The following is a 25,547-nucleotide window of genomic DNA, read 5'->3' on the forward strand; positions in this document are numbered from 1 at the left end:
CGCCTTTGCCATAAGATTGCATGCAACCACGCCGCATCGCCAGAATTTAGAAGAAACTGCGACGTTTGGTTAAAAAGCGGGAACAACCGTCGCTGTTCCCGCCCCAATGTCGAATTTGGATGTCTCGCCAGATACCTGACGAAAGCCTAGTTCAAAAGCGCCCCGAAATAGCCCGGCTGATAGTCAATTGGCAAAAACCGGTCATGGAGTTGTTTGAAGGTTTCATCGGGATCCAGATCGGCAAACAGATCGGGATGGAACCATTTGGCCATCTGCTGAATAGCAACAAACTGATACGGGCTGTTGTAAAACTGGTGCCAGACCGCGTGGAAATTCCTCGCCTTTTGCGCGTCGATACCAAGATAGGCCGGGCGGGTCGGATAGAACTTAAGTTTCTCGATCACCTGTTTCGGATCAGCACCGGGCCCGACCGGCACCCAATTCCCGCCTGGCACATAAACATCCCACATCGCGCTGGTGACGATGATATGGGCCGGGTTTGAGACAATCACCTGCTCTGCATTAATCTGGCCAAACGTTCCCGGGATAAAATCCTTGGCGATGTTATCGCCACCGGCGAGCTCGACCATCGCACCGAAATTGCTGTTGCCAAATGAATGACAGCAATCCTCATAGAACCCGCCCGCACGATCGATGAACACTTTCGGACGTTCCCGTTTTGCATCCGCCAGCCGATCGGTGACCTTGGCGATCTCGGCTGCTCGGAAGGCAACAAATTCCTCGGCGCGTTCCTCACGGCCAAACAGCTTGCCGAACAGGCGGATGGATGGTTCGGTATTAACTTCCGGGCTGTTGCGGAAATCGACATAGACCACCGGGATATCGAGTGCGCCAAGCTTTTCGATATAGGCGGCCTCTTCCACCGCGCGCTTGGTTTCAAGATTAAGGAACACGATGTCGGGCTTTTGCGCGATTGTGGTTTCAATATCGATCAGGCTTTGCTCAAGCCCCTCAAAGGCCGGGATATCGCCAAAGGCCGGGAACTTTTGCAAATAGGCCTGATAGGTCGCCGGGTCGGCCTCGATCAGATCCTTGCGCCAGCCAACAATGCGCGCGGTCGGATTTTCGCGATCAAGGGCGGCAATGATGTAAAGCTGGCGCCCTTCGCCAATAACCGCGCGCTTGATCGGCATATTGACCGTGACGTCGCGCCCGGCAATGTCGGTTACGGTAATGGTTTCGGCCTGTGCAGGATTCTGCACGACAAGACCCATCACCAGAATGGCCAGCATATGAAACAGTTTTCTCATTATCCGCTTACTCCCCAGAAACGTCCGATGGATTTGCCGCGCGAAAGGTGTTTGCCCGCGTGAAAGCGGTCAGCAACAGACCGACGAAATAGACAAAACCAACCAGAAAATAGATGTTTGAAAGTCCGGAAACTTGGGCAAACCAGCCGCCCAACGCGATCCCGGCAATTGATGAAAATTGCGCTGTGCCCTGCGCCAGTCCCAGCAGATGCCCCTGACGATGATCCGACGTACTGCGCGACAGAAGTGCGGTCAGAACCGGCGTTGTTGCCCCAAGCAGCATCCCCCAAAGGAAATACATCGCGGCAAAGACAATGACTGATCCGGTCAGTCCGGCAGTCACGGTGACGACGATGCAGCCCGCAATCACCAGACACATCCGCCCCAGAACATCACGCGCAGCACGCCCCTCGAAATAGCGCGCCCAAAGCGATGCGGTTGCGACAAAGCCCATCGCCAGCAGGCCGTAACAAAGCCCGACAACCCAATTGCCGACCTCAAACGTGCTGAGCACGTAAATCGAAAACGGCGACTGCGTCACCATCCGCCCCAGCAACAAGACACCAATGATGGCAAGCAAGGAGATGACCTGTGGTGATCGCAGAATGCTCGGTTTGGTTTCCGGTCTATCACCTGTCTTAGACCGCTCCGGAGTGACAACAGATGGGAGCAATACCCAAACAGAAATCATGCAGAACGCACACAGGATGGCAGCCGAAAAGTTGATCCAGAAGAAACTCGCCAGATCAAGGATCACGCCCCCAATCAACGCCCCACCCAATGAGCCGACATTGGTTGATACCTGCAGATAGGCAAACAGCTTCGCCCGGCGCGCCGGGCTTTCGATGCTGACCCCATAGGCCTGGGCCGGCGCGATATACCCCGCACACGCACCTTGCAAAAACCGCAGGATCAGGATCGAGAAGACGTCACCGGCATAAGCCAGTGCCAGCTGGGTTACGGCCAAGCCAAACAGGGCGCGCATCATCATCGCCCTGTGCCCGAACCGATCACCCATCCGCCCCCAGAAGGTACTGGTCAACATGATACCCAGCATCGGTCCGACATAGACGCCAATGCTGGCAAACGTGAACAGATCATCTGAACTGGTAAGCGAACGCAGATGAACGGGCCAGAACGGCCCACTCATTTCCATTGCGCCCATGGATACCAGTTGCAGGACAAACAGGAGATGGATTTTCCTGTTTGCCCCGATCACATCGGCAGTCACATCAGAAGTCCGCAGTGAGCGACAGCAATGCTGTACGCGGAGCCCCCAACGAGACGAAGCGCCACTGGTTCACACCGGAATAGTAGCTTTCGTCTGTGACGTTCTGAACCGTCGCACGGATGGTCACCGGTGAGTCGTACAGCTTGGTCTTGTAGCGTGCACCGATATCAAGCGTGGTCCATTCTGGGATATCTTGGGTATTGGCGGCGTCGACAAACTGTGACGAGGTATGGGTAACCGTACTGCTCAGCGTCAAACCATCGACAAACGGGGTATCCCATTCACCAACAAGGTTGATCTGCATTTCCGGCGTGCCGACTGGGCGCTTGCCCAGGTCATCATCGTTAACCGCCTTGGTGATTTCCGATTCAAGGAACATCACCCCACCAAGCAATCGAATGTCGTCCGTCACCTGACCAAAGACATTCAACTCGATACCGCGGTTTCGCTGTTCGTTATCGGCAGTGAAGATATTGGTGACATCATCAGTATCGCCATCAGGCTGAGTAATCTCGAAAGCCGAGATCGATCCACCGACGGTGCCGAAATCAAGCTTTACACCTGCTTCCATTTGCTTGGCAACATACGGCTCCATCGCTTGACCCGCATTAGCAGCGCTACCATCAGCAATTTCACCTTGGTTCAGACCTTCGATATAATTAGCATATACAGACACGGTCTCGGTCGGTTTTACGACCACACCGGCCATCGGGCTGACCACACTGTCATCATAGGAACTGCTGACGACCCCACTGCTGTAATTGTCCACAGCAATGGTTTGGTGACGCGCCCCAAGGGTGACAAGAACCTTCTCATCAAAGAAGGCCAGCGTATCGGCCAAGGCAAAGCCGGTCAGCTCCGATGCAGATGTTTTGGGTTTGCTGGTCGGGGCACTGACGGCAATCGGTGCAACCGCAGCCGTGGTATAAATGTTGGCCGACGGGTTGGATCCGGCATTGCTGATGCCCTGACGGAGCTCGTCTTCATAGCGCGTTGCCTGCAGTGACAGCTTGTGCTTGACCTCACCCGTTTCAAATTCGCCCCTGACACCGGTGCTGGCAGACCAGCGATCGGTCTGGAAGCGGCGATAGGACAGGCCATTATCGATATAATCACCAGCCGCATTCTGAACCGTCGGCGTTCCGAACAGACGATCAAGCTCGGTCCGGCCACCGCCGAAACTGCCAAAGACAGTGACGTTATCGAGCACATCATATTCGGCTTGGATCATACCCGATTGATCAACCGCATCCGACCATTCCCAATCCTGAATGGCGTTGGTTGAACCATCCGGTGCATCGGGAATGGCAAAGCCGGAATTGAAACGAAATTCACGTGCCGGCGCATCAAGATTTTCACGCTGATCAATCAGATCAAGCGATGCCCGGAAACGGTCGCCTTCATAATCAAGGGCCAGCGCCCCAAGCGACGCTTCGCGTGTCTGACGATCAAGATAGGTATCACCATCGTGATAGCCGCCATTAAAGCGCACACCAAACTCATCATCGCCCCCGAAACGACGGCTGAAATCGAGATTACCGCCGGCTTGTTCCCCACGCCCGTAATCAACGCTTGTGCGGGTCAGGTCCTTTTCCCCCGCACGTTTGGGCACGATGTTGATCGCACCGCCAACCGCACCGGTCGGCGACATGCCGTTCAGCAATGCGTTTGGTCCTTTAACGACCTCGATCCGCTCTGCCATCCCGGACATGACGCGATAGGTTGGTGCCACCCCATAGGCGCCATTGAATGAAACTTCGCCGGTATTAAACAGGTTCACGCCAAAACCACGAATTTGATAGGTATCGAGGTTGGCGGTTTCAGCATTCGGGGCCCGTACCGAGGGATCATATTGCAGCACGTCAGCAATGGTTTCGGCCTGCTGATCGGCGATATATTCGCTGGTGTAGCTGGTAATGCTGACCGGGGCATCCATGATATCGGTATTGCCCAACATCCCCAACCGTCCGCCGGTTGCCACCTGCCCACCAGCATAGGCCGGGGCCAAGTCGGATTGTGCGCCAGTGGCTTCGACAATGACCGGATCGGTCACCATTTCGCCACTTGCATTATCCTGCACGCTTGCATCGGTAATGATCAATGAACGGCTGCCCGCAGCACGATATGACAATCCCGTCCCGCGAATGAGAATGTCGATTGCTGCTGTGACGGAAAGGTCACCGCGAATTTCGCGCGTTCCTGAAATCTCGGGCAGTTCGATCGTGTAGGCGATACTCCAGCCGGAAACATCGCCAATCTGACTGATGCCATCGGCAATGGACGTCACACTCAGATCAAAACTGTAAAGCGCCTGTGCGACTTCGACCTGATTTCCCGACAATATCTGTTCGTTGGTTTCTGCGGCCATCAAAGCGGTTGGAAATCCGATTGTGGACGTCATCAACAATGCCGAGATCAGGATATTCTTTTTTGATTTTGCCTGCTTGGAATACAAATTCCCACTCCATTCCATGTTTGGTTTTTCAGGCAGGTCCCCCTGCATCTAGAAAAACAAACGAGCGGGAAAAAGAACTCCTCACATGAGGATCACATTTTTTGCGAATTTTTCGCAATCTTAATAAATAACGGTCAACCAGGGTGAGGTTCTGACAACCTGTCCACCCACGGCAACGCCAAGGGTTTCAAGGGATCTGGCCACATCGTCGGTCGGGAAACTCCCCGAAACCGTCTTGTTTCCGATCTCACCCAAAACCATCAGGCGCCCCGGCGCAAAATTGTCCAGGCGGGCAATCAGATCCGCAAGACGCACATTCTGCACACTAAGACGCCCATGCATCCAGCTTTGAACGGAGGCGATATTGATCGCCTGCTTGGCTTGCAAACCGCCATCCCGGACAGCAACCTGATCGCCCGGCCCCAGCAAAACAACGTCCTCTGTTTCCACGCCGGTTGAAACCCGCACGGCCCCTTCTTCAACACCGACCTGTGTGTTGTCTGTCAGGTAGTCGACATTAAAGCGCGTCCCGACCACTTCCACCGTCGCGTCACCGGCCTGTACCCGGAACCGATCACCGTCACGATGCACGACATCGAAAAAGGCCTGCCCACGCAGGAGCTCGACATCACGGTGCCCATCCTCAAAATCCGTTGTCATTGCACTGTTGGCCGCAAGAAAAACGGTCGATCCGTCCGTCAACGTGACTTCGGTGACGGTTTGGGCATTGGTCACAATATCGGCTTCGAAGTTTTCCAATGCATCGGGATTAAGGAAGATAGCCACCGCCACAACCGCCGCAGCAGCAATAGAGGTGGTAACAATCCGCGCCGGAGAATACCAATCCAGAACCTTGCGCCACCTAGAAACCCGGTGCGTATTCACCGTTGCAATGCGTGCGGCCGGTTCTTCAACCTGTGCCCACAGAACGCGCATCTGATCATAGGCAAGCCGATTACCGCGATCGGCATTAAGCCAAGCGTCAAATTCGCTTTCCTCTGCGGATGTCAGCGATCCTCCGGCCCGTTTAACGTGCCAAAGTGCTGCTTCATCCTTTTGCGCATCGGTTGGTTGGGTGTCGCCTTGCATTGATCTTATGTCTGTCCACACGTTACCGGCCGCGAAAACAGCCATGGGGCTGTTCTGTGATGTCTATACCTAATAAACGGATAACAGGGAAACATCCTCAAGCCGTTATCGCCAAACATTTCAGTCAGCATCGCGATAGGCCTCCAACCGTTGCTGACAATGACGCATCGTGCGTGCGAGCTGCTTTTCCACCGCACTGACCGAAATGCCATACTTCTTTGCCAGTTTCGCGTTCGACACGCCCTCTACCCGATGCAAGACAAACATCTCGCGTGCCTTGGGGGAAAGTTCCAGCAAGGCCTGATCAAGTGCAGAAAGCGCCTGGCGTGACTGGGCATGTTCCTGGGGCGAAGATGTTTCCTTTTGCCAAAGCTGCGTTGGCAAAATGCGACTCATGACATTTGTCCGCCCGGCATTGCTGCGGTGATGATCAATCACGGCATTGCGTACAGACGCATACAGAACCTTGACGTTTTCTTCCTCTGTTCCGTGATCACCCGATCGCAGAAGCCGTGCATAAACATCCTGCACGATTTCAAGCGCGGTCTCACGATCTCCGACGCGCCGGTTCGCCATCGACACCAATTGTCGACGGTGATCCTCAAACAGCTTTGAGAGCGTGTTCTGCCAGCGCTTCATCTTCAGATAATACCACCACCCATTGGTCACCCCTGACCGCGCCTGTTTGATCCCAAGTCACAAACAGCCGGGTGGCGCAACCTAACAACAATGATAATCATTAGCAATCGCAAAACTTATAACAACCTTCAACACCGCAGATTCCGGGATACTTCCGTCTCTTTTTTTCAGTTTTAACCGATTCACACGGATTTACCGGCCTGATTGCAAACGAAATAAAGCATCAGAAACCCCGCCCCTGCACATGGCACTCAACAATATTTCAGTAATTACAATCTGTTACAAACCCGCAGGCGACGTTCGTTATCGAAAATTTCAAATCATCATAATTTTCGCTTGCAATTATTTTGGGCCATCCGTAACTTTTGTGAAACAACAGAACGGCAGTTGCGAACAGCTGTCACAAATAAGAGCAATTGGGGAGGAATCGGTTGCTCACTCCAGAAACATATGACATCGCCATCATTGGCGGTGGGATCAATGGCACGGGCATCGCCCGTGATGCGTCGGGACGTGGACTGAGCGTTTATCTTTGTGAAAAAGATGACCTTGCCAGCGCGACCTCGTCAGCCAGCACGAAGCTGATCCATGGCGGCCTGCGCTATCTTGAACATTATGAATTCCGCCTTGTGCGTGAGGCGCTGATTGAGCGCGAAGTTCTGCTGCGCGCCGCCCCGCACATCATCTGGCCCCTTCGTTTCGTCCTGCCCCACGTTAAGGGCTTGCGCCCGGCATGGATGATCCGACTTGGCCTGTTCCTGTATGATCACCTTGGCGGGCGCGAAAAACTGCCCGGGTCAGAGGGCATCAAGCTTGCCACCCACCCAGCCGGTGCCCCGCTGGTGAACGGCATGGAAAAGGCATTTGTCTATTCCGATTGCTGGGTTCAGGACGCGCGTCTTGTGGTGTTGAATGCCATGGATGCCCGCGCACGCGGTGCGGATATCGAAACGCGCACCGAATGTGTGTCGGCCAAACGCGAAGGCGATCTGTGGGCTGTTACCCTGCGCGATATCGATACCGGGTCGGAAAAAACCATCAAGGCCAAATCACTTGTCAATGCCGCTGGCCCCTGGTGTGCGGAGCTTCTTGAAAGCCGGGTTGAAGCCAAGAAGAAACAGGGCATTCGCATGGTTCAAGGCAGCCACATTGTGGTGCCCAAGCTGTTTGACCATGAGTTTTGCTATATCTTCCAGAACCCGGACGGGCGAATTGTCTTTGCCATCCCCTATGAGCAGGACTTTACCCTGATCGGCACAACCGACCGTGATTACAAGGGCGATCCGGCCAAGGTCGCGATCAGTGCCGATGAAACCAAATATCTCTGCGAACTTGCCAATACCTATTTCGAAAAGAAAATCACCACCGATGATGTTGTCTGGGCCTATTCCGGGGTTCGCCCGCTTTATGGCGACGGCAGCGAAGACGCATCGCAGGTAACACGCGATTATGTTCTGGAAATTGACCGGGGTGACAGTGCCGATGATGGTGCACCGCTTCTAAACATCTATGGCGGCAAGATCACCACCTATCGCAAGCTTGCTGAATCCGCGATGAGCAAGCTGTGCCCGCTGCTTGGCCGCGATGATACAAGATGGACGGCGACAAAACCGCTTCCGGGCGGCGATATCCCCGATGCGGATTTCGAGCGCTATCTTACCGCGACGCACAAGAAGTTTCCCTGGATTCCGGACGCACAAATCTACCGCTACGTGCAAAACTACGGCACACTCACCCATCAGATCATTGGGGACGCCCGCGATCTGAAAGGGCTTGGAAAGCACTTGGGTGACGACGTATACGAGTGCGAATTGCGCTATCTGGTGGATCAGGAATGGGCCAGAACGGCCGATGATATTTTGTGGCGCCGCTCCAAACTGGGGCTGCACCTTTCGGATGAGACGCGTAATGCCATTGTCCAATGGTTCAAAACCGAACCGACATCGAAAAACACCGTGAAAGCGGGCGAAGGAAATACTGGAAAATGACCCTTACGCTTGAAAACATAACCAAGACCGTGGGTGGGGAGACCCATATCGACGATGTGTCGATGACGCTCGAACCGGGATCGTTCAACGTCCTGCTTGGGCGGACACTTGCCGGCAAAACCACCCTGATGCGGATCATGGCCGGGCTTGAGCCCCCGACCAAGGGCCGCATTCTGGTTGATAATGCTGACGTGACCGGCATGGCCGTGCAGAAACGCAATGTCGCCATGGTCTATCAGCAGTTCATCAACTATCCGTCGATGACGGTCTTTGACAATATCGCATCCCCGCTGAAGCTTCAGCGTGTCGATAAGGCCGAGATCGAAAAGCGTGTGCGTTCGACGGCCGAACTGATGCATATCGAACATCTGCTTGACCGCCTGCCGCAGGAACTTTCCGGTGGTCAGCAGCAGCGTACCGCCATGGCACGCGCCATGGTCAAGGATTGTAAATTGCTGCTGCTTGATGAGCCGCTGGTCAACCTTGACTACAAGCTGCGCGAGGAACTCCGCGAAGAAATCCCGAACCTTCTGGCTGAACGCGATACCATCGTTGTTTACGCCACGACCGAGCCGATGGAAGCGCTGCTTCTGGGCGGTAAATGTGCGGTGATGCATGAAGGCCGGATGACCCAGTTTGGCCCGACGACACAGGTTTATCACAACCCGGCATCCGTCGAGACCGGCCTGATCTTTTCCGATCCGCCGATCAACCTGGTGGAGGCCGAAGTCCGCGATGGCGCGATCTTTATGAAAAGCGGCCATCAGGTCCCGCTTTCGGGACATCTGGCAAATCTTGGCAATGGCCAATACACCCTTGGCATCCGCGCCAACCATCTGTCGGTTGATCCGACCGGTGATGACACGGTCGCGATGCAGGGTCAGGTCGAACTGGCTGAAATCACCGGTTCGGAAACCTTTGTCCACGTGCATTTCAATGACGTGTCCTGGGTGATCCAGGAAGAAGGTGTTCACAACCCGCGCCTTGGCGAAGCTACCCAGTTCTATGTCGATCCGACACGCCTGTTTGCCTTTGATGCGAATGGTGCGCTCGTGGCGGCCCCGCCGGTCGAAATCACCAACGGCAAAGCGGCGTGAGGAAGAGTAAGTAAAATGGCACGTATTGATCTTAAAAGCCTTGCGCATAGCTACTTCCCCGATCCGAAAACGGACGAGGATTATGCGCTGCGTCGGATGGAACATGTCTGGGAAGATGGCGGGGCTTATGCCCTGCTCGGTCCGTCGGGCTGTGGCAAGACCACTTTGCTCAACATCATTTCCGGTCTTCTGACCCCGTCCCATGGGCAGGTCCTGTTTGATGGCAAGGATGTCACCAACCTGGCCCCGGAAGAACGCAACATCGCACAGGTTTTCCAGTTCCCGGTGATCTATGACACCATGACGGTCTATGACAACCTGGCCTTCCCGCTGCGCAACCGCGGTGTCGATGAAAAGCGCGTGGACGCCCGTGTGCGGGAAATCGCCGGCATGCTGGATCTGACCGGCAAGCTCAAGCAAAAGGCGCGTGGCCTTGGTGCGGATGAAAAACAGACGATCTCGCTTGGGCGTGGTCTGGTGCGTGACGATGTCTCGGCCATTCTGTTTGACGAACCGCTGACCGTGATTGACCCGCATCTGAAATGGGTCCTGCGTCGCAAGCTTAAGGAAATTCACAACAAGCTGCGCCCGACCATGGTTTATGTCACCCATGACCAGGTCGAAGCGCTTACCTTTGCTGACAAGGTCGTCGTCATGTATGGCGGCAAGGTCGTGCAGTTGGGAACCCCGCAGGAACTGTTTGAAAATCCGGCCCATACCTTTGTCGGGTACTTCATCGGAAGCCCGGGCATGAACATCATGGATTGCAAGATCGATGATGGCGCGGCCTGGGTTGATGGGCAGCGTATCGGCCTTTCCGACCGTCACCTTGACGCCATTTCGAAACAGAGCGGCAAGATCGAACTGGGCATTCGTCCCGAATTCCTGACCCTTGAAACCGGCAATACCGACAAGGGTGCAGACGGGATCGAAGTCAACATCACCAAGGTCGAGGACCTTGGCCAGTTCAAGATCGCGACCACCCGTTTTGGCGCATCTGAAATCAAGGTCAAGCTTGGCGAAGACGAACAGGTGATCGGCCAGTCCGGCATTCTGCGCTTCGCACCGGAATGGACCAAGCTTTACGCCGACAGTCAGTTGGTCGCGTAAGGGGGGATGAGGAAATGAACAAGATTACCAACAACAAGGCCTGGTTCCTCGTCCTGCCAGTGTTCTTTATCGTTGCCATCAGTGCGATCATTCCGCTGATGACGGTTGTGAACTATTCAGTTCAGGACATTTTCGATCCGCAGACGCGTTTCTTTGTCGGCACCGAATGGTTTGAACAGGTGCTGGGTGACAGCCGCCTGCATGACGCGCTGATCCGTCAGATCATCTATACCCTTTCGGTTCTGTTCATCGAAATCCCGCTGGGTATTGCGGTCGCACTGACCCTGCCGCGCAAGGGCTGGGGTGTGTCGGCATCGATGGTTCTGCTGGCCCTGCCGCTGCTTATTCCATGGAACGTTGTCGGCACCATCTGGCAGATCTTTGGCCGTGCAGACATTGGTTTGGGTGGCTATCTGATCAACCTGATGGGCATTGATTACAACTACGCCCAGAACCCGATGGATGCCTGGCTGACCGTGCTTGTCATGGATGTCTGGCACTGGACCAGCCTGATTGTGCTGCTGTGCTATGCCGGTCTGCGCTCGATCCCGGATGCATATTATCAGGCGGCCAAGATTGACGGTGCTTCGCGCTGGGCCGTGTTCCGCTTCATTCAGCTGCCGAAGATGCAGTCGGTTCTCGTGATCGGTGTTCTGCTGCGCTTCATGGACAGCTTCATGATCTATACCGAACCGTTCGTCCTTACTGGTGGCGGTCCGGGTAACGCAACCACCTTCCTCAGCCAGTTCCTGACCCGGATGGCAGTCGGTCAGTTTGACCTTGGTCCTGCTGCGGCCTTCTCGCTGGTCTACTTCCTGATCATTCTGCTGGTTTGCTGGGTTTTCTATACCGTCGTGATGAACGCCGGAAAGCAGGGGGAACAATAAAATGCAGTTCCAGAAACGTCATATCGGACTTCTTCTTTATATCCTGTTCCTGTTGGTTCCGATCTATTGGCTGTTCAACATGTCGATCAAGACCAATACGGAAATCCTGGGCGCAATGACCCTGTTCCCGGACAATCCGACATTGGCCAACTATGCAACGATCCTGACCGATCCGGCATGGTACACGGGTTACATCAACTCGATGATCTATGTCGGCATCAACGTGGTGATTTCGCTGGTGGTCGCCCTGCCCGCTGCTTATGCCTTTTCGCGGTTCAACTTTACCGGCGACAAGCATCTGTTCTTCTGGCTTCTGACCAACCGCATGGCACCGCCGGCCGTGTTCCTGCTGCCGTTCTTCCAGCTGTATTCAAGTGTCGGCCTGTTTGACACCCATATCGCTGTGGCATTGGCACACTGCCTGTTTAACGTGCCGCTGGCTGTCTGGATCCTGGAAGGTTTCATGTCGGGGATCCCCAAGGAAATTGATGAAACCGCCTATGTTGATGGTTATTCGTTCCCGCGCTTCTTTGCCACGATCTTCATTCCGCTGATCCGTTCGGGCATCGGTGTTACGGCTTTCTTCTGCTTCATGTTCAGCTGGGTGGAGCTTCTGCTGGCCCGCACGCTGACATCGGTCGAGGCCAAGCCGATTGCTGCCACCATGACCCGTACCGTTTCGGCATCGGGACTTGATTGGGGCGTTCTGGCGGCTGCGGGTGTTTTGACAATCGTCCCGGGCGCCTTGGTGATCTGGTTCGTTCGCAACTACATCGCCAAAGGTTTCGCGATGGGTCGCGTGTAATCGGAAAACAGGAGGAATATCAAAATGGCATGGATGGCCTGGACCCCGATAACCGCCGCATTCTTTGGCTGCATCTTCTTGATGCTGATCGGAATGGGAATTTGGCAGGCGGTTTCACCGACCGTTCCGCGGCGTGGCTTTTTGCCACTGACCACCACACGCGGTGATCGTCTGTTTATCAGTTTGCTTGGAGCCGCCTATATCCATCTGGGCTGGCTGGCATTTACCGATGCCGCCCTTTGGATCGGCTCTGTCATCGCACTTGTCTGGCTCGTCATTGTGATGCGCTGGGGCTAAGTCACCGGAACGGCACTGTGTCCTACAGCGGTGCCGTTCCTGATCTATTCATTACGCTGGGCTGTCCGTCTTCCCCCAGTGTTGATGACCGGTTTCACCGGATGAGCAATAAGGAAGACGACCAGGGAGAAAACGACATGATCGTTAAAGCCAAAGGTGCTTCGAGCGTTGTTAAAGGCAGCGCAGTTGCAGTCGCCCTTGGTCTTGCTGTGCTGGCAAACCCGGCCATGGCAGATCAATATACCGACGCGGCGAAGAAATGGGTCGACAGCGAGTTTCAGCCGTCGAGCCTGAGCAAAGACGCCCAGATGGCCGAACTGGAATGGTTCATCAAAGCAGCAGAACCGTTCCGTGGCATGGACATCAACGTGGTGTCGGAAACCATCACCACGCATGAATACGAATCCAAGGTTCTGGCAAAGGCCTTCTCGGAAATCACCGGGATCAACCTGACCCATGACCTGATCGGCGAAGGCGATGTGATCGAAAAACTGCAGACCCAGATGCAGTCGAACCGCAACATCTATGACGCCTTCATCAATGACTCGGACCTGATCGGTACGCATGCGCGTTATGACGCGGTTGTGCCGCTGACCGACTGGATGGCTGGCGAAGGTTCGGACGTAACCTCCCCGACGCTTGATCTTGATGACTTCATCGGTCTGTCCTTCACCACCGGTCCGGATGGCAAGCTTTATCAGCTTCCTGACCAGCAGTTCGCGAACCTCTACTGGTTCCGTTACGACTGGTTCCAGCGTGAAGACCTGCAGAAGCAGTTCAAAGACAAGTACGGCTATGACCTGGGTGTTCCGGTCAACTGGTCAGCTTATCAGGACATCGCCGAATTCTTCACCAATGACGTTGGTGAAATCGATGGCCAGAAAGTCTATGGCCACATGGATTACGGCAAAAAAGACCCGTCGCTTGGCTGGCGCTTCACCGATGCGTGGCTCTCCATGGCTGGCGCTGGCGACAAGGGCATCCCGAACGGCCTTCCGGTCGACGAATGGGGTATCCGTGTTGAAGGTTGCGCACCGGCTGGTTCGAGCGTCACCCGTGGTGGTGCCGCAAACGGCCCGGCAGCGGTTTATGCTCTGACCAAATACATTGACTGGCTCAAGGCTTATGCTCCGCCAGAAGCAGCAGGCATGACCTTCGGCGAAGCTGGTCCGGTTCCGGCACAGGGCCAGATCGCACAGCAGATCTTCTGGTACACCGCCTTCACCGCCGACATGGCGAAAAAAGGCACCCCGGTTGTGAATGACGATGGCACGCCGAAATGGCGTATGGCTCCGTCGCCGCATGGCCCGTACTGGGAAGAAGGCATGAAGCTTGGTTATCAGGACGTGGGTTCCTGGACTCTGATGAAGTCCACCCCGGTTGAGCGCCGTAAAGCTGCATGGCTCTATGCACAGTTCACCACCTCGAAAACCGTATCGCTGAAAAAGACCCTCACCGGTCTGACACCGATCCGTCAGTCTGACCTGGATACCCAGGAACTCACCGACATCGCTCCGAACTGGGGTGGTCTGGTTGAGTTCTATCGTTCGCCGGCCCGTGTTCAGTGGTCGCCGACCGGTACCAACGTTCCGGATTATCCGAAACTGGCACAGCTCTGGTGGCAGAACGTTGCCGAAGCTGTAACCGGCGAACGGACCCCGCAGGAAGCCATGGACAACCTTGCGACCTCCATGGACCGTGTTCTGCAGCGTCTGGAACGTGCAGGCATCGGTGGCGAATGCGCACCGAAGCTGAACGAAGAACGTGATGCCCAGTACTGGTACGACCAGCCGGGCGCACCGAAACCGCCGCTTGCCAACGAAAAACCGCAGGGTGAGACCGTCAAATATGACGATCTGATCGCGGAATGGCGTGCAGCCCAGTAATTCGGGCTACACTACTGGGGGTGTCGGGGGTGATTTTTTTCGCCCCCGACCGTCCCGGACTTTGTTCATCTCTTTTGATTTTTTCATATCCGACCGCCCGGTATTTTGCGGGCAAAGGTAATTTTTCGATGCGTCTGTCTTCCTCCCTCCGCCGGACTGTTCCCGCTCTTGGCCGTGCTGCCCTCACGGCACTGGCCATGAGCGGTTTTCTTGCCACCGGTGCTGCGGCGTCTTCGGCCCTTGATGACGGCATCAATGCCTATCGCCACGGGGAATTTGAAAAGTCGGCGGGTATTTTCGCGTCGCTGGCAGACAATGGCGATGCCACCGCGCAATATCTTCTGTCCTGTCAGACCATCAACGGAGTTGGCGTCGCGGCCAACGAAGATGCCGGTTGGGCGCTGATGAAACAGGCAGCAGACAATAGTAATCCCGATGCCAGCGTTGTTATGGCCCGCCGCCTTGAAGCCGTGGGCGGGGACAAGGCCAATATTCGCGGGCTTTATACCGCTGCTGCCCAACACAACAACACCCAGGCGATGTTGTGGCTGGCCCTTGATGCCCTTGACCAGGGCGAAGGCACAAAGGCCGAAGCGCATTTGAAACAGGCTTGGGAGCTTGGTGATCCGCGTGCGGCCACCCTGCTTGCCAACCGCTTTGCCAAAAGCGATGTTGATCGCCTGACCTATCTGCGTCGCGCCGCCCAACACGGCGAAATGCGCGCAGCCGCCTATCTTGCCGAAGAAGCCCGCACGGTCGATGACAAGGCCGAGGCCGTTGGCTGGTGCGCCATTGCAACTGGCATGCCCGGCCATAACGAAGATGTCGACTGGAAAACCATCGGTGAAGCGGTCGAGAAAAACTGCGGCCAGTTCGACAAGGACCTGTCGCCCAAAGACCGCGCCATCAACCGCGAACGCGTCGATCATTTCCTGGCTGGTTTCTTCAAGAATTATCAGCCGTGGCAGCCTTGGCGAGCCTGCGCAGTCGACTAACCCTGCTTAGATACAGCGCTCGCAAAGGCATGGTTAATCAGTTTCAGGTCATCGGGCGTATTGACGTTGGTAAAGGGTTCCAGCCCGTCAACGACATCTTCAAACACCACCCGCGGCGCATTCAGTGCCTGCAACGGTCCGCGGACACGGCGATCATCGGAAGTCAGCAAATCCGCAATGACTGAGGCCGCATCACGATGCCAGATGCTCGATAGGTAATGGTCACGGTCGGCATGGCTGGCAAAGGCCGCCTTCGCCCCGGCATCTATGGCTGCAGCCTGCAAGCGCGCCGCCATATCCAGCGGCACAATCGGGCAATCGACCGGGAAGGTCACAAGCCAGTCGATACCGTCTGGCAAGGCCAACAGTCCCCCCAGAACGCCCCCCAACGGCCCCTGCCCCGGTGCGGGGTGATCAGCTACGACCGGCAGGCCGTAGTCCGCGAAGGTTTCGACCCCGGCATTGGATGAAATCATCACCTGATCGCATTGTGCTTGGGCAACATCAATCACCCGCCCAATCAGGCTTTTACCTCCAACCTCGCGAAAGGCCTTATTCCCGCCCATGCGGCGTGCCTCGCCCCCGGCCAAAATAAGGCCAAGAATCGGGACATTGGAGGATCGCGATTGATCAGGTTTCGTCACGACGTCGGCAAACCTTTGAATTGGGCCACGTAATTTGGTGGCCTCATCATAGTCGAGAGCTCGGCGGCATGCATCTGTCGTCTTGCCGTAATGACATATTCAAGCCCGAGCAATCATGCTGCACTGCGTCATTTTTACATTGTCGCACCGCAGCCGTTGAATTAGACTGATTACAGATACTTCGACTTTCCACCTAGATACCGGACGACCGGTATTCCTGATCCGATCAATGGGGACGGCCCCGTAAGACAGGAGGCCCCATGGCCTGGACAGCGTTGGTTATTGCCGGATTTCTCGAAATTTGCTGGGCGATTGGCTTGAAATACACAGAAGGCTTCACCAAGCCTATACCAAGCGCCCTTACCATTGCTGCAATCATCGCCAGTTTCTGGCTGCTTTCAATCGCTATGCGCTCAATCCCGATCGGAACGGCTTACGCGATCTGGACCGGTATCGGTGCGGCGGGTGCCGTGATCTTTGGCATCATCATGGTCGGCGAACCCGCCAACCCCGGACGATTGGTTGCGATTGCGCTGATCCTGTCGGGGATCGTGATGCTGAAATTGTTCAGCCCGTCCTGACGCACCAATCACAACACACGAATGCAAAACGGGGCAGCCACTAGCTGCCCCGTTTTTTTTGATGGATCGTTTTCGGTCGGCTTAAACGCCAGCCGGAATACCCTTACGCTCGACCTTGCGCGGCGAGGTGATTTCTTTCCATTTGGAAAGCGCCTTGTTGACCGCAGGATAGGGTTCGCGGGCGATGAATTCGCCGTCGCCGCATTTGGCAAGCACCACACCTTCTTCGGCGGCAATGCGGCCGCGGCTGAGCGTATAGCGCGGAAGGCCGGTAACCTCGATGCCTTCGAACACATTGTAGTCGATCGAGGACTGCTGATGTTCGGCGGTGATGGTTTTCGAGGCCTTCGGATCCCAGACCACAAGGTCCGCATCCGCCCCCACCAGAACTGCACCCTTGCGCGGATAGATGTTGAGGATCTTGGCAATGTTGGTCGAGGTGGCGGCCACGAACTCGTTCGGGGTCAGACGACCGGTGCCAACGCCATAGGTCCAGAGAAGCGGCATGCGGTCTTCAAGGCCGCCGGTGCCGTTCGGGATCTTGGTGAAATCGCCAACGCCATAGCGTTTCTGATCCGTGGTGAAGGCACAGTGGTCGGTTGCGACAACCTGCAAGCTGCCCGATGCCAGACCATTCCAAAGACCATCCTGATGTTCCTTGCTACGGAACGGCGGAGACATGACGCGACGTGCGGCATGGTCCCAATCGGGATTTTTGTATTCGCTGTCATCCAGAATAAGGTGCTGGATCAGCGGTTCGCCAAAGACGCGTTTGCCGTTCTGGCGCGCGCGGCGGATGGCTTCATGCGCCGGTTCGCAGGATACATGTACGATGTAAAGCGGCACATTGGCCATATCGGCAATCATGATCGCACGGTTGCAGGCTTCGCCCTCAACGTCGACCGGACGGGAATAGGCATGTGCTTCCGGGCCATTGTTGCCTTCGGCAAGCAGTTTCGCCTGCAGGGTTGCGACCACGTCACCGTTTTCGGCATGCACCAGCGGCATCGCGCCCAGTTCCGAGCAGCGCGAGAAGGATGCGAACATTTCGTCATCATCGACCATCAGCGCGCCCTTATAGGCCATGAAGTGCTTGAAGGTGTTGATGCCCTTTTCCTGCACGATGGTCTTCATTTCATCAAAGACCTGCTCACCCCACCAGGTGATCGCCATGTGGAAGGAATAGTCACACACTGCCTTGGAAGATTTATTATCCCAGGCCTGCAGCGCTTCAAGCAGCGACTGTTCAGGGGCCGGAAGGCAGAAATCGACAACCATGGTCGTGCCACCAGCAACGGCGGCCTTGGTGCCGCTTTCGAAATCGTCGGCGGAATAGGTGCCCATGAAGGGCATTTCCATATGGGTGTGCGGATCAATACCGCCGGGCATCACATAGCAGCCGTCGGCCTCGATCACCTTGTCCCCGGTCAGGTTTTCTCCGATCGCGGCGATCTTGCCGTCTTCGATCAGGATATCGGATTTGTATGTCAGGTCTGCGGTAACAATGGTTCCGCCACGAATAACCATGGACATGGGTGGCTCCTTGTCTGTCTTTGCGGCGAAAAGTTGCGGGCCATCCCGGCATTTCGCCCGTTGTCTGCAAACACCCCGAGGGTATTCAATCGTCGTCGTTCATCGTTCGTAGTTCGGGAGGCAATCCCGTCCGGCGAAGCAAACACCCCGCCGGACGGGCAAAGATCACAAGACGTTCAAATTACATCTTGTCGGTAACAGCGTGGGTCCAGGCACCTTCCGGCTCCTTGGTGATCACCGGATCGGAACCACCCGAAAGCAGGCTGTCAACAGTACGCTGATAAGCTGCTTCGTCGAGAACCGCAGAATCACCAAGCAGTTTAGCGATTTCGGTCATCATGCGGACCTGGTGTTTTTCGGTCTGGGCACCGGTCATGTCGTTATCAAGAACGATCATTGCGGCGTCTTCCGGGTTTTCCTTCGCCCAGTTCCAGCCCTTCATGCTGGCATCAACAAAGCGTGCCATCTTGTCGACGAATGCCGGATCCGACAGGTTGTCTTCAAGAACATAAAGACCGTCTTCAAGGGTTGCGACGCCCTGATCTTCATATTTGAAGACCTTGAGGTCATCTTCCGGGATACCGGCATCAATGACCTGCCAGTATTCGTTATAGGTCATGGTCGAAACGCAATCGGCCTGTTTCTGGATCAGCGGATCAACGTTGAAGCCCTGTTTCAGGACGGTCACGCCATCATCGCCACCTTCGGTCGGAATGCCGAGTTTCGACATCCAGCTCAGGAACGGATATTCGTTGCCGAAGAACCACACACCAAGGGTACGACCCGGGAAGTCGTCCGGGCTTTCAATGCCGGTTTCCTTCAAGCAGGTCAGCATCATGCCCGATTTGGCGAACGGCTGTGCGATGTTGACCAGCGGCACACCCTTTTCGCGCGATGCCAATGCGGACGGCATCCAGTCAATGATCACGTCGGCACCACCACCGGCAATTACCTGCGGCGGGGCAACGTCCGGACCACCCGGATTAATCGTCACATCAAGATCGGCTTCTTCGTAGAAACCTTTGTCGAGTGCGACATAGTAGCCTGCAAACTGGGCCTGCGTGACCCATTTAAGCTGCAGGGTTACCTCATCTGCTGCCATCGCAGAAAACGATGCCAGCCCGAAACTCAACCCCATAGCAGTCGAAATAAACTTATTCATTCGTCGATGTCTCCTCAGGTTGTAGTCAAGTCCTCCCGGCGGGTCGTCTTGTTTTATGCCTTTAGTGGCGACGTACCCGGAATGACGGATGCCATGACGTTGCTTTTCTCTCAATATAAGCCACGGCTCCGTAGAAGGCGGTCCCCGCAAGGGCCGCCAATGCGATTTCCGCCCAGACCATGTCGATATTCATCCGCCCCACCTCGGTCGAGATGCGGAAGCCCATACCAACAATCGGGGTGCCAAAAAACTCGGCGACGATTGCGCCAATCAGCGCGAGCGTGGAATTGATTTTAAGTGCGTTGAAAACAAACGGCATGGCAGCAGGCAAACGCAGACGAAACAGCGTTGACCAATAACCCGACGCGTATGTCGCCATCAGATCCTTTTCAAGCTTGCCGGCCGCATTCAACCCGGTGACGGTATTCACCAGCATCGGGAAGAAGGTCATGATCACGATCACGGCAGCTTTCGACTGCCAGTCAAAGCCAAACCACATCACCATGATCGGCGCGACGCCAATGATCGGAAGTGCGGAAACCATGTTGCCCAGCGGCAAAAGACCGCGTTTGAGGAACGGCACGCGGTCGACCGCAATCGCAACGATAAAGGCCGAACCACAGCCCATGACATAACCGCTCAAAACGGCCTTCACAAAGGTCTGGTGGAAGTCGGATGCCAGAATGTCGGTCGAATTGACAAAGCGTTCGCCAATCATGCTGGGCGGCGGCAGAAGAACCTGCGGCACGCCAAAGCCCGAAACGACCACTTCCCAGACAAACAGAAGCCATACGCCAAAAGCCACCGGCACAATCACGTTGGCCAGATGTTGTTTGCCGCGATCGAGGCTGTGGAAATTGGCAATCACATCAATCCCGCGCCAGACAAACGCCCAAAGCGACAGGATGAACAACCAGAAGCCAAGCCCGGCATAACCGGCAACACCGTGATCATAAAGAACACTCACCGCCTGCCAGCAACCAAACACCGCCACCGCCAGAATGGCGATCCCGGCCTTGACCGAGCGCACGCCAAGCCAGGTGAAAGCAGCACCGGCAATCACGCAAAGCGCCATGGCAATGGCAAGGCCCGGGATATCGCCAACAAAGGCAACCTGTTTGCCGGTATCGCCATCAATGCCCGACAGCGGAAAGATCAGGGCCAACAAGGCCGCAATTGCCGCGACAAGACAGAATTTATCAAGTTTCATCGTCATGGCTTTACCCCCATGCGCGCAAGGACCTTGCGTTCACACCAGCCAACGATCACCACAAGGATGGCCGCAACAAAGGCCGCTGTCAGAAGGGCCGACCAGATTTGAATGGTCTGTCCATAGTAGGAACCTGCAAGCAAACGCGCACCAAGGCCTGCCTGCGCACCGGTCGGCAATTCACCGACGATGGCACCCACCAGACTGATCGCAATCGCGACTTTCAGGCTGGCAAACAGAAACGGCATGGCGGACGGCAAACGAAGCTGCCAGAAGGTCTGCCATTTCGAGGCGTTATAGGTCCGCATCAGATCAAGCTGGATCACCTGCGGGGAGCGCAGGCCTTTGACCATGCTGATCGTGACCGGGAAGAAGCACAGATAAGTCGAAATGACCGCCTTTGGCACCAGTCCCTTGATCCCGATGGCGCCCAGAACAACGATGATCATTGGCGCAATGGCAAGGATTGGAATGGTTTGCGATGAAATCACCCACGGCATCAGGCTTTTTTCAAGCGTCATGACATGAACAATGCCCACCGCCAGCAACACACCAAGCAACGTACCGATCCCGAAGCCCAGAAGGGTCGAGGAAAGCGTCACCCAGCTATGATACACCAGCGACCGTTTCGACGTGATCTTGATGGCAAAGATGGTGTTATACATCTCGACCGCGACCTGATGCGGAGCCGGCAGGATCGGACGTTCCTGGGCAAGGGTATCTTCGATCAGCTGGCCTGTGGTCCAGGTCTGATCTGCACGTTCATAACGGTCGATCTGGGTCGGCGCGTTCATGAAAACGGCCCCGACATACCACAGAACAAGAAGCGCAATCAGGACAACGCATACCGGGCCGGTCTGACCCGACATCATGCGCGTCCAGATCGATGGTCCGGCAAGCGTGCCGGTCATGGAAGCAGCATTAGTCGTCATTGCTGTGCCCCGCGCGCAGCCCTTCACGAACCCGATGCGCAATCTCGAGGAATTCCGGCGTTTCGCGGATATCAAGCGTGCGGTCTTTCGGGAAGTCGGTTTCGATCACATCAATGATCCGCCCCGGACGCGGCGACATGACGACAATCTTGGTCGACAGGTACACAGCCTCGGGGATGGAGTGCGTGACAAACGCCACCGTCTTGTTGGTGCGCGCCCACAATTTCAGAAGCTGCTCATTAAGGTGATCACGCACAATCTCATCAAGTGCGCCGAACGGCTCATCCATCAACAGAAGATCGGCATCGAAGGACAGGGCACGCGCAATCGATGCACGTTGCTGCATGCCACCGGACAGCTGCCATGGGAATTTCTTTTCAAAGCCATTGAGCTCGACCAGTTTCAGGGCCTCCTGGGCGCGCTTGATGCGCTCTTCCTTGGAGATTTCCATGATTTCGAGCGGCAAGGTCACATTGCGTTCGATCGAACGCCACGGCAGCAGGGCTGGCGCCTGAAACACATAGCCATAAGCGCGCTGTTCGCGGGCTTCGTGCGGCGAAACACCATTGATCGAAATGTCGCCGCCAGTGGCTTGCTCCAGATCGGCGATCACACGCAGCAGCGTGGTTTTGCCGCAACCGGACGGACCGATAAAGGAAACGAAATCGCCTTCTTCGATGGTCAGATCGACATCGGAAAGGGCGTACACAGGACCATCTGCCGTCTGAAAGGTCAACGACAGTTTCTTGATATCAACAACAGCTTTTTTTGATGCGGGCATCTCAGCAACATTATTGACGACTTGTTTTAGCGTCATGGGGTTTCCCCTGATCGTATGTCTCTCTTCCGAACCAGAAAGATTTTCTGGTCCGACTTATTGGAAGCCTCCCTCAGGGACGTTGCCCTGAACCTTGTCGACAGTCGATCAAACGCATAAAGCCTTTGTCCGGTCATCGCCGGGAATGGGGAATGATACCCCAGCTGTCGATCAAGGCAAAACGGCGAGCAGCAAGAAACCGCTCGCCGGTAACATGAAATCAGTTTCCGTCGGTCAGACGGGTATAGGTCGACGGGCGACGATCGCGGAAAAACTGCCAGTTGTCGCGGATTTCGCGCACCATCGACATATCCATGTCATGGACCAGCAATTCGTCCTTGTCGCGGGACGCCTGGGACTCAATCTCGCCGCGCGGATTGACGAAATAGCTCTGACCGTAAAACTCGCCAATGTTCCAGGGCGCCTCGGTGCCGACGCGGTTGATCGCGCCGATGAAGCAGCCATTGGCCACAGCCGATGCCGGCTGTTCGAGTTTCCAGATATATTCCGATACCCCGGCAACGGTCGCCGACGGATTGACGATATATTCTGCCCCGTTAAGCGCAAGCGCACGCCAGCCTTCCGGGAAGTGGCGGTCATAGCAGATATAAACGCCAAGCTTGCAATACTGGGTGTCAAAGACCGGCCAATCCGATGCACCCGGCTTGAAGAAGAATTTCTCCCAGAAACCGGCGACATGGGGGATATGAGTTTTGCGGTATTTCCCAAGATAGGTACCGTCGGCATCAATGACGGCAGCGGTGTTGTAATACACACCGGTGATGTCTTCCTCATAGATCGGAACAACGATCACCATTTTGTATTTTGCTGCCAGTTCGCACATCAGCTGTGTGGTCGGGCCATCCGGGATTTTTTCCGCGGCCGCATACCACTTCTTGTCCTGGCTCGGACAGAAATAGGGCTGGGTGAAAACTTCCTGAAAGCACAGGACCTGCACACCTTTTTTGGCTGCCTCTTCAATATAGGGCAGATGTGCGTCAATCATGGCCTTGCGGATTTCTTCTGGCGTCTGATCGGTTGACCCTTTCAGACTCATTTGAATCAGTCCGCCTCTCAGCATCGACATCCGAGATACCTCCTTGATCTGATATTTTTATGTCCTTGCCAGCTTTTGCTGATCTTTGGACTTATGCCCTCGCGCGCCCCAAGAACCCTGTTTTGTTTTATGCGGGTCCATTCCCAGACGGGACGCGATCAGAAAAATCGCGAAACAGATGTTTCCTCCGAGCGTTGCAGAACCGTTTGATTTTTATAGGCCCTGCAAGCCGATGCCCCCTGCCCGTTTGACCGGACAAGGGGCAAATGCCGTGATCTTAATCGATCTCTTTAAGCACTTCGCGCAACGTGCCGAACAGCTGATCAATGTGTGATTTTTCAAGGATCAGCGGCGGCGACAGCGCAATGATGTCACCCGTAGTACGGATCAGGATGCCTTTCTCGAACGCCTTAAGGAAGGCATTGAAGGCACGCTTGGTCGGGAAGCCTTCAATCGGCTCCAGCTCGATCGCACCGATCAGACCCAGGTTACGGACATCCTTGACCAGCGGCAGGTCGATCAGGCTGTGCACTGCATCTTCCCAATACTGACCAAGATCCTTGCCCTTGGAATACAGACCTTCTTCTTCATAGGTCTCAAGCGTTGCCATGGCGGCCGCACAGGCAACCGGGTTACCCGAATAGGTGTACCCATGGAACAGCTCGATCATGTTTTCCGGGCCGGTCATGAAGGCATCATGGATGTCGTCGGTGGCAAACACAGCACCCATCGGAATGGTGCCGTTGGTAAGGCCCTTGGCGGTCGTGACCAGATCCGGCTGCACACCGAAGTAATCAACGGCGAACGGTGCGCCAAGGCGACCGAAACCGGTGATGACTTCATCAAAGATCAGAAGAATGCCGTGCTTGGTGCAAATCTCGCGCAGGCGCTCAAGATAGCCCTTCGGCGGGATCAGAACACCGGTGGAGCCTGCAACCGGCTCGACAATCACAGCAGCAATCGTGGACGGATCATGCAGTGCGCAGATGCGCTCAAGATCTTCGGCCAGAAACGCACCATGTTCCGGCATACCGCGGGTAACACCGTTTTCTTCCGGCAGATAAGTGTGACGCATATGGTCAACACCGCCCAGCATCTGGCCAAAGGTTTTGCGGTTACCCGAAATACCACCAACCGAAATGCCGCCGAAGTTCACACCATGATAGCCGCGTTCACGACCGATCAGACGGGTGCGCTGACCATCGCCGCGTGCACGGTGATAGGCGAGTGCGATTTTAAGCGCGGTCTCAACCGATTCAGAACCGGAGTTGGTATAGAACACATGGTTGAGGTTGCCGGGCATCAGCTGCGCAAGGCGGCTTGCCAGCTCGAACGCCTTGGGATGGCCCATCTGGAACGCCGGTGCGTAATCCAGCTCATCCATCTGCGCCTTGACCGCTTCGACGATTTTCGGACGCTTGTGACCGGCGTTGCAGCACCAAAGGCCTGCGGTACCGTCAAGGATCTCGCGATTGTCGTCGGTTTTGTAATACATGCCATCCGCCGAGACCAGCATACGCGGGGTCTGCTTGAACTGACGGTTGGCCGTAAACGGCATCCAGAACGCCGAAAGATCGTTCGGACGGCTGATTTTCGTGGTGGCTGTCATCAAAAGGTCTCCCGTACCTTTTTAAGTGCTTCTCTCGACCGGTTCGGTGGCGGGCACCGTGCACCGGCATCTGATATTCTTCATCCCGTTTTCGCGAAAGGTATCTGGTCAACTGACCAAAATGTCGCACATTCGCCTGTTCGGGATCGCCCGTGTTACGGGCACGTAAAAGTCGTTAGCATGAGACATGCCCATGCACTAGCGCTTTAACACCACCGCGGAACTGTTTCGAATATTCGACCGTCAAACACC

The 25,547-nt window shown here is 55.5% G+C and carries 22 protein-coding genes; 9 read left to right on the forward strand and 13 right to left on the reverse strand.

Annotated elements, in window-relative coordinates; genetic code table 11:
• Positions 1 to 146: 146 nt before the first annotated feature.
• The 5 genes from UF64_RS14355 to UF64_RS14375 form a co-directional block, all read right to left on the reverse strand.
• Positions 147 to 1,271, reverse strand: coding sequence for an ABC transporter substrate-binding protein (locus UF64_RS14355; RefSeq protein WP_044829315.1), 1,125 nt, complete (start codon positions 1,269 to 1,271; stop codon positions 147 to 149).
• A gap of 7 nt (positions 1,272 to 1,278) precedes the next feature.
• The gene (locus UF64_RS14360; RefSeq protein WP_044829316.1) at positions 1,279 to 2,502 is read right to left on the reverse strand and encodes an MFS transporter; all 1,224 of its coding nucleotides are present in this window, start codon (positions 2,500 to 2,502) and stop codon (positions 1,279 to 1,281) included.
• 1 nt (position 2,503) lies between these two features.
• Positions 2,504 to 4,903 carry a TonB-dependent siderophore receptor gene (locus tag UF64_RS14365; RefSeq protein WP_235285077.1) on the reverse strand — a complete coding sequence of 800 codons (2,400 nt, stop codon included), beginning with the start codon at positions 4,901 to 4,903 and terminating at the stop codon, positions 2,504 to 2,506.
• Between the two features lie 174 nt (positions 4,904 to 5,077).
• Positions 5,078 to 6,046: a FecR domain-containing protein gene (locus tag UF64_RS14370; protein WP_044829317.1), complete on the reverse strand. Its 969-nt coding sequence runs from the start codon at positions 6,044 to 6,046 to the stop codon at positions 5,078 to 5,080.
• Positions 6,047 to 6,166: 120 nt separating this feature from the next.
• Positions 6,167 to 6,685, reverse strand: a complete 519-nt coding sequence (locus UF64_RS14375) for an RNA polymerase sigma factor (RefSeq protein WP_044829318.1) — start codon at positions 6,683 to 6,685, stop codon at positions 6,167 to 6,169.
• A 431-nt stretch (positions 6,686 to 7,116) separates the two neighbouring features.
• Here UF64_RS14375 and glpD point away from each other — a divergent pair, with 431 nt between their 5' ends.
• From glpD to UF64_RS14415, 8 genes are all read left to right on the forward strand, one after another.
• On the forward strand, positions 7,117 to 8,673 hold the full coding sequence (gene glpD / locus UF64_RS14380; RefSeq protein ID WP_044829319.1) for a glycerol-3-phosphate dehydrogenase: 1,557 nt from the start codon (positions 7,117 to 7,119) through the stop codon (positions 8,671 to 8,673).
• Positions 8,670 to 9,770, forward strand: coding sequence for an ABC transporter ATP-binding protein (locus UF64_RS14385; RefSeq protein WP_044829320.1), 1,101 nt, complete (start codon positions 8,670 to 8,672; stop codon positions 9,768 to 9,770). The genes glpD and UF64_RS14385 overlap by 4 nt, the downstream gene beginning before the upstream one ends.
• A gap of 15 nt (positions 9,771 to 9,785) precedes the next feature.
• Positions 9,786 to 10,880 carry an ABC transporter ATP-binding protein gene (locus UF64_RS14390; protein ID WP_044829321.1) on the forward strand — a complete coding sequence of 365 codons (1,095 nt, stop codon included), beginning with the start codon at positions 9,786 to 9,788 and terminating at the stop codon, positions 10,878 to 10,880.
• Between the two features lie 14 nt (positions 10,881 to 10,894).
• A complete protein-coding gene (locus UF64_RS14395) occupies positions 10,895 to 11,767 on the forward strand; it encodes a carbohydrate ABC transporter permease (RefSeq protein WP_044829322.1) in 873 nt (290 codons plus the stop codon).
• 1 nt (position 11,768) lies between these two features.
• Complete coding sequence (locus tag UF64_RS14400; RefSeq protein ID WP_044829323.1) at positions 11,769 to 12,572, forward strand: carbohydrate ABC transporter permease; 804 nt, start codon at positions 11,769 to 11,771, stop codon at positions 12,570 to 12,572.
• Positions 12,573 to 12,596: 24 nt separating this feature from the next.
• On the forward strand, positions 12,597 to 12,869 hold the full coding sequence (locus UF64_RS14405; RefSeq protein ID WP_008890111.1) for a DUF2160 domain-containing protein: 273 nt from the start codon (positions 12,597 to 12,599) through the stop codon (positions 12,867 to 12,869).
• Positions 12,870 to 13,006: 137 nt separating this feature from the next.
• Positions 13,007 to 14,755 (forward strand): ABC transporter substrate-binding protein, encoded by a 1,749-nt coding sequence (locus tag UF64_RS14410; protein ID WP_044829551.1) that lies wholly within the window; start codon positions 13,007 to 13,009, stop codon positions 14,753 to 14,755.
• 128 nt (positions 14,756 to 14,883) lie between these two features.
• Positions 14,884 to 15,750 (forward strand): tetratricopeptide repeat protein, encoded by an 867-nt coding sequence (locus tag UF64_RS14415; protein WP_235285078.1) that lies wholly within the window; start codon positions 14,884 to 14,886, stop codon positions 15,748 to 15,750.
• On the opposite strand, the gene mobA is transcribed toward UF64_RS14415, so the two are convergent.
• Positions 15,747 to 16,394: a molybdenum cofactor guanylyltransferase MobA gene (gene mobA, locus UF64_RS14420; RefSeq protein ID WP_044829324.1), complete on the reverse strand. Its 648-nt coding sequence runs from the start codon at positions 16,392 to 16,394 to the stop codon at positions 15,747 to 15,749. The two genes, UF64_RS14415 and mobA, sit on opposite strands and share 4 nt — an antisense overlap.
• A 260-nt stretch (positions 16,395 to 16,654) precedes the next feature.
• Here mobA and sugE point away from each other — a divergent pair, with 260 nt between their 5' ends.
• Complete coding sequence (gene sugE, locus UF64_RS14425) at positions 16,655 to 16,975, forward strand: quaternary ammonium compound efflux SMR transporter SugE (protein ID WP_044829325.1); 321 nt, start codon at positions 16,655 to 16,657, stop codon at positions 16,973 to 16,975.
• A gap of 81 nt (positions 16,976 to 17,056) precedes the next feature.
• Here the strand turns inward: sugE and hydA are convergent, their stop codons facing one another.
• From hydA to UF64_RS14460, 7 genes are all read right to left on the reverse strand, one after another.
• A complete protein-coding gene (gene hydA, locus UF64_RS14430) occupies positions 17,057 to 18,508 on the reverse strand; it encodes a dihydropyrimidinase (RefSeq protein WP_044829326.1) in 1,452 nt (483 codons plus the stop codon).
• Positions 18,509 to 18,689: 181 nt separating this feature from the next.
• Positions 18,690 to 19,670, reverse strand: a complete 981-nt coding sequence (locus UF64_RS14435) for an ABC transporter substrate-binding protein (RefSeq protein WP_044829327.1) — start codon at positions 19,668 to 19,670, stop codon at positions 18,690 to 18,692.
• A gap of 61 nt (positions 19,671 to 19,731) precedes the next feature.
• Positions 19,732 to 20,886: an ABC transporter permease gene (locus UF64_RS14440; RefSeq protein ID WP_044829328.1), complete on the reverse strand. Its 1,155-nt coding sequence runs from the start codon at positions 20,884 to 20,886 to the stop codon at positions 19,732 to 19,734.
• Complete coding sequence (locus UF64_RS14445; protein ID WP_044829553.1) at positions 20,883 to 21,791, reverse strand: ABC transporter permease; 909 nt, start codon at positions 21,789 to 21,791, stop codon at positions 20,883 to 20,885. Before UF64_RS14445 ends, UF64_RS14440 begins: the two co-directional genes overlap by 4 nt.
• Positions 21,792 to 21,801: 10 nt before the next feature.
• Positions 21,802 to 22,593, reverse strand: coding sequence for an ABC transporter ATP-binding protein (locus UF64_RS14450; RefSeq protein WP_044829554.1), 792 nt, complete (start codon positions 22,591 to 22,593; stop codon positions 21,802 to 21,804).
• Positions 22,594 to 22,849: 256 nt separating this feature from the next.
• Positions 22,850 to 23,686, reverse strand: a complete 837-nt coding sequence (locus tag UF64_RS14455; RefSeq protein ID WP_235285079.1) for a nitrilase-related carbon-nitrogen hydrolase — start codon at positions 23,684 to 23,686, stop codon at positions 22,850 to 22,852.
• Positions 23,687 to 23,963: 277 nt separating this feature from the next.
• On the reverse strand, positions 23,964 to 25,295 hold the full coding sequence (locus tag UF64_RS14460; RefSeq protein WP_044829330.1) for an aspartate aminotransferase family protein: 1,332 nt from the start codon (positions 25,293 to 25,295) through the stop codon (positions 23,964 to 23,966).
• Between the last annotated feature and the right edge of the window lie 252 nt (positions 25,296 to 25,547).

This window comes from Thalassospira sp. HJ (assembly GCF_000948415.1).
In the GTDB taxonomy this organism is placed as follows: domain Bacteria; phylum Pseudomonadota; class Alphaproteobacteria; order Rhodospirillales; family Thalassospiraceae; genus Thalassospira.

Coding starts and splice junctions, on each gene's coding strand:
- UF64_RS14355 (WP_044829315.1), bottom strand. CDS start 1,271: ATGAGAAAACTGTTTCATATGCTGGCCATTCTGGTGATGGGTCTTGTC.
- UF64_RS14365 (WP_235285077.1), bottom strand. CDS start 4,903: ATGACGTCCACAATCGGATTTCCAACCGCTTTGATGGCCGCAGAAACC.
- UF64_RS14370 (WP_044829317.1), bottom strand. CDS start 6,046: ATGCAAGGCGACACCCAACCAACCGATGCGCAAAAGGATGAAGCAGCA.
- UF64_RS14375 (WP_044829318.1), bottom strand. CDS start 6,685: ATGAAGCGCTGGCAGAACACGCTCTCAAAGCTGTTTGAGGATCACCGT.
- UF64_RS14385 (WP_044829320.1), top strand. CDS start 8,670: ATGACCCTTACGCTTGAAAACATAACCAAGACCGTGGGTGGGGAGACC.
- UF64_RS14390 (WP_044829321.1), top strand. CDS start 9,786: ATGGCACGTATTGATCTTAAAAGCCTTGCGCATAGCTACTTCCCCGAT.
- UF64_RS14395 (WP_044829322.1), top strand. CDS start 10,895: ATGAACAAGATTACCAACAACAAGGCCTGGTTCCTCGTCCTGCCAGTG.
- UF64_RS14400 (WP_044829323.1), top strand. CDS start 11,769: ATGCAGTTCCAGAAACGTCATATCGGACTTCTTCTTTATATCCTGTTC.
- UF64_RS14405 (WP_008890111.1), top strand. CDS start 12,597: ATGGCATGGATGGCCTGGACCCCGATAACCGCCGCATTCTTTGGCTGC.
- UF64_RS14410 (WP_044829551.1), top strand. CDS start 13,007: ATGATCGTTAAAGCCAAAGGTGCTTCGAGCGTTGTTAAAGGCAGCGCA.
- UF64_RS14415 (WP_235285078.1), top strand. CDS start 14,884: ATGCGTCTGTCTTCCTCCCTCCGCCGGACTGTTCCCGCTCTTGGCCGT.
- sugE (WP_044829325.1), top strand. CDS start 16,655: ATGGCCTGGACAGCGTTGGTTATTGCCGGATTTCTCGAAATTTGCTGG.
- hydA (WP_044829326.1), bottom strand. CDS start 18,508: ATGTCCATGGTTATTCGTGGCGGAACCATTGTTACCGCAGACCTGACA.
- UF64_RS14435 (WP_044829327.1), bottom strand. CDS start 19,670: ATGAATAAGTTTATTTCGACTGCTATGGGGTTGAGTTTCGGGCTGGCA.
- UF64_RS14440 (WP_044829328.1), bottom strand. CDS start 20,886: ATGACGATGAAACTTGATAAATTCTGTCTTGTCGCGGCAATTGCGGCC.
- UF64_RS14445 (WP_044829553.1), bottom strand. CDS start 21,791: ATGACCGGCACGCTTGCCGGACCATCGATCTGGACGCGCATGATGTCG.
- UF64_RS14450 (WP_044829554.1), bottom strand. CDS start 22,593: ATGCCCGCATCAAAAAAAGCTGTTGTTGATATCAAGAAACTGTCGTTG.
- UF64_RS14455 (WP_235285079.1), bottom strand. CDS start 23,686: ATGAGTCTGAAAGGGTCAACCGATCAGACGCCAGAAGAAATCCGCAAG.
- UF64_RS14460 (WP_044829330.1), bottom strand. CDS start 25,295: ATGACAGCCACCACGAAAATCAGCCGTCCGAACGATCTTTCGGCGTTC.